Below are 3,781 nucleotides of genomic sequence, written 5' to 3' on the forward strand. Positions count from 1 at the left end.
GTCTAGTACACTAGCCGGAGCAGCCAGCGAACCAGCGGCTGCTCGGCGGGTAAATACTAAGCTTTTGATCGGAAAGACGACGATCTTCGCAAGAAGGTCTTGCTCTTTCTGGATCAGATCAAGCGCGAGAAGGGCGTTTGGTGGATGCCTTGGCAGCAAGAGGCGATGAAGGACGTGATACCCTGCGTTAAGCCATGGGGAGCCGGGAATAGGCTTTGATCCATGGATGTCCGAATGGGGAAACCCACCTGACAGTTCGTTATAATTACTTCGGTAGTTTATAATGGGCTGAACCAGGTATCATTACCCTGAATACATAGGGGTTTTGAAGCAAACCCGGGGAACTGAAACATCTAAGTACCCGGAGGAAAGGAAATCAATAGAGACTCCGTTAGTAGTGGCGAGCGAACGCGGACCAGCCGAGCCTGGAAGAGTGACTGGAACCGTCTGGAAAGGCGGGCCATAGCGGGTGACAGCCCCGTACAGGAAGCTCCACGGGACATATTAAGTAGGGCGGGACACGTGAAATCCTGTCTGAAGATCGGGGGACCACCCCCGAAGGCTAAGTACTCCTTGCTGACCGATAGCGAACCAGTACCGTGAGGGAAAGGTGAAAAGCACCCCGACGAGGGGAGTGAAACAGTACCTGAAACCGGACGCCTACAAGCAGTCGGAGCCTCCTTGAGAGGTGACGGCGTACCTTTTGTATAATGGGTCAACGACTTGGTCTAACGAGCGAGCTTAAGCCGATAGGTGTAGGCGCAGCGAAAGCGAGTCTTAAAAGGGCGCATGAGTTCGTTGGATCAGACCCGAAACCAGGTGATCTAGCCATGAGCAGGATGAAGGTTGGGTAACACCAACTGGAGGTCCGAACCAACACCCGTTGAAAAGGGTCTGGATGACTTGTGGCTAGGGGTGAAAGGCTAATCAAACCTGGAGATAGCTGGTTCTCCGCGAAAGCTATTTAGGTAGCGCCTCGGACGAATACCATCGGGGGTAGAGCACTACATGGGCAATGGGGACCCACAGTCTTACTGAGCCTAAGTAAACTCCGAATACCGATGAGTACTATCCGGGAGACACACGGCGGGTGCTAACGTCCGTCGTGAAGAGGGAAACAACCCTGACCTGCAGCTAAGGCCCCTAATTCATGGCTAAGTGGGAAAGCATGTGGGACGGCCAAAACAACCAGGATGTTGGCTTAGAAGCAGCCATCATTTAAAGAAAGCGTAACAGCTCACTGGTCTAGATAAGCTGTCCTGCGGCGAAGATGTAACGGGGCTCAAGCCATGAGCCGAAGCTCGGGATGCATAGCGATATGCGTGGTAGCGGAGCGTTCTGTGATATAGCTCATCATGTCTTATCTATCCTTCGGGATAGCGTGGACATGGAGAGCTTTCTGTGAAGCCGGGCTGTAAGGCATCCGGTGGAGAGATCAGAAGCGAGAATGTTGACATGAGTAGCGACAAACAGGGTGAGAGACCCTGTCGCCGAAAGCCCAAGGGTTCCTGCTTAAAGCTAATCTGAGCAGGGTAAGCCGGCCCCTAAGGCGAGGCCGAAAGGCGTAGTCGATGGGAACAGGGTTAATATTCCCTGGCCAGTGGGATGTGACGGATCTTTACTGTAGTTCGGTCTTAACGGATTGACCGGGCTGCTGCGAGGTCCCTGGAAATAGCCCCACATCAGACCGTACCCCAAACCGACACAGGTGGGCTGGTAGAGTATACCAAGGCGCTTGAGAGAACCACGTTTAAGGAACTCGGCAAAATGCTCCCGTAAGTTCGCGAGAAGGGAGCCCCGTCTGTACGCAAGTATGGGCGGGGGGCACAAACTAGGGGGTGGCGACTGTTTACTTAAAACACAGGGCTCTGCGAAGTCGTAAGACGACGTATAGGGTCTGACGCCTGCCCGGTGCTGGAAGGTTAAAAGGAGGGGTGCAAGCTCTGAATTGAAGCCCCAGTAAACGGCGGCCGTAACTATAACGGTCCTAAGGTAGCGAAATTCCTTGTCGGGTAAGTTCCGACCTGCACGAATGGCGTAACGATCTCCCCGCTGTCTCAAACGTGGACTCAGCGAAATTGAACTGTGTGTCAAGATGCACACTACCCGCGGTTAGACGGAAAGACCCCATGAACCTTTACTCTAGCTTTGCACTGGCGCCAGGAATGTGATGTGCAGGATAGGTGGTAGACATTGAAGCGGGGACGCTAGTCCTCGTGGAGTCATCCTTGAGATACCACCCTTCGCCTTCTTGGCGTCTAACCGCGGCCCCTTATCTGGGTCCGGGACCATGCATGGTGGGGAGTTTGACTGGGGCGGTCGCCTCCCAAATCGTAACGGAGGCGCGCGAAGGTTGGCTCAGAGCGGTCGGAAATCGCTCGTTGAGTGCAATGGCAGAAGCCAGCCTGACTGCAAGACTGACAAGTCGAGCAGAGACGAAAGTCGGCCATAGTGATCCGGTGGTCCCAAGTGGGAGGGCCATCGCTCAACGGATAAAAGGTACTCTGGGGATAACAGGCTGATGATGCCCAAGAGTCCATATCGACGGCATCGTTTGGCACCTCGATGTCGGCTCATCTCATCCTGGGGCTGGAGCAGGTCCCAAGGGTACGGCTGTTCGCCGTTTAAAGAGGTACGTGAGCTGGGTTTAGAACGTCGTGAGACAGTTCGGTCCCTATCTGCCGTGGGTGCAGGAGACTTGAGAAGAGTTGACCCTAGTACGAGAGGACCGGGTTGAACGAACCACTGGTGGACCAGTTGTCGTGCCAACGGCAGTGCTGGGTAGCTATGTTCGGACAGGATAACCGCTGAAGGCATCTAAGCGGGAAGCCCCCTTCAAAACTAGGTCTCCCTTGAGGGCCGTGGAAGACCACCACGTCGATAGGCCGGAGATGTAAGTGCAGCAATGCATTCAGTTGACCGGTACTAATTGCCCGATTGGCTTGATCTGATCCAGAAACAGCAAGACCATATCAAAAGCACCATAAGTATCACTAACTTGGAACAATCACTGATGTTACGGCTCGAAAGAGCCGCTGGAGTTCATTCGGTTTGGTGGTCATAGCGCTGGCTAAACACCCGATCCCATCCCGAACTCGGCCGTTAAGGGCCAACACGCCAATGGTACTGCGTCTTAAGACGTGGGAGAGTAGGTCACCGCCAAACCTAATGAACTCCAGCTCCTCTATGATCTCAAACAAAAACCCTTCCATACTCAAAACCCGGAAGGGAATCGGCGCGGGGTGGAGCAGCCCGGTAGCTCGTCAGGCTCATAACCTGAAGGCCGCAGGTTCAAATCCTGCCCCCGCAACCAAATCTTTCCGATAAAACAAACACTTATAACCCGACGCAAACCGTCGGGTTTTTGCTTATCCAAAACGTGTCAACGCCATGTCAACGTTTTACGAGCGCCGTACCAAGCGGGCGCCAGCCCACGCTGTGGAACACTTTCTACGTGCTCGTAGTGAAATATGCTGGTGGGGAGTGAGCCTGCCAACAACGCGGAAACGAACTCGTCCTTAGGAACTTTTGTCGCGTACTTGCGCCAGACGTTCGTGATTGGAGGAACACACCAAACATGATCGTCGTGGAAGTCCAGGAAGACAAGCTTAGTGCTCTCGTCCCAACGTCGAGTTATCTGAGGAACCCGCCAATTGAAGTGACCTGCCCCCCGGTCGTCCCTCGTTCATAACGAGAGTCCTTGGGGTTGATAGTGGTCGGTTTCGGGTTGGGCAAGCGCGCCGGGCGCGGAGCCCTCAGATTGCTCAAGCGCCCGGCGCGC

The 3,781-nt window shown here is 54.3% G+C and carries 1 tRNA gene and 2 rRNA genes; all 3 read left to right on the top strand.

The features are described from left to right. Positions 1–116 precede the first annotated feature (116 nt). Positions 117–2,950, top strand: a 23S ribosomal RNA gene (locus JI744_RS13890). 100 nt (positions 2,951–3,050) lie between these two features. Next, a 5S ribosomal RNA gene (gene rrf / locus JI744_RS13895) occupies positions 3,051–3,165 on the top strand. A 71-nt stretch (positions 3,166–3,236) separates the two neighbouring features. After that, positions 3,237–3,313 (top strand) — tRNA-Met (locus JI744_RS13900). Positions 3,314–3,781: the final 468 nt, after the last annotated feature.

Source organism: Fuscibacter oryzae (assembly GCF_016765795.1).
In the GTDB taxonomy this organism is placed as follows: Bacteria; Pseudomonadota; Alphaproteobacteria; order Rhodobacterales; family Rhodobacteraceae; genus Fuscibacter; species Fuscibacter oryzae.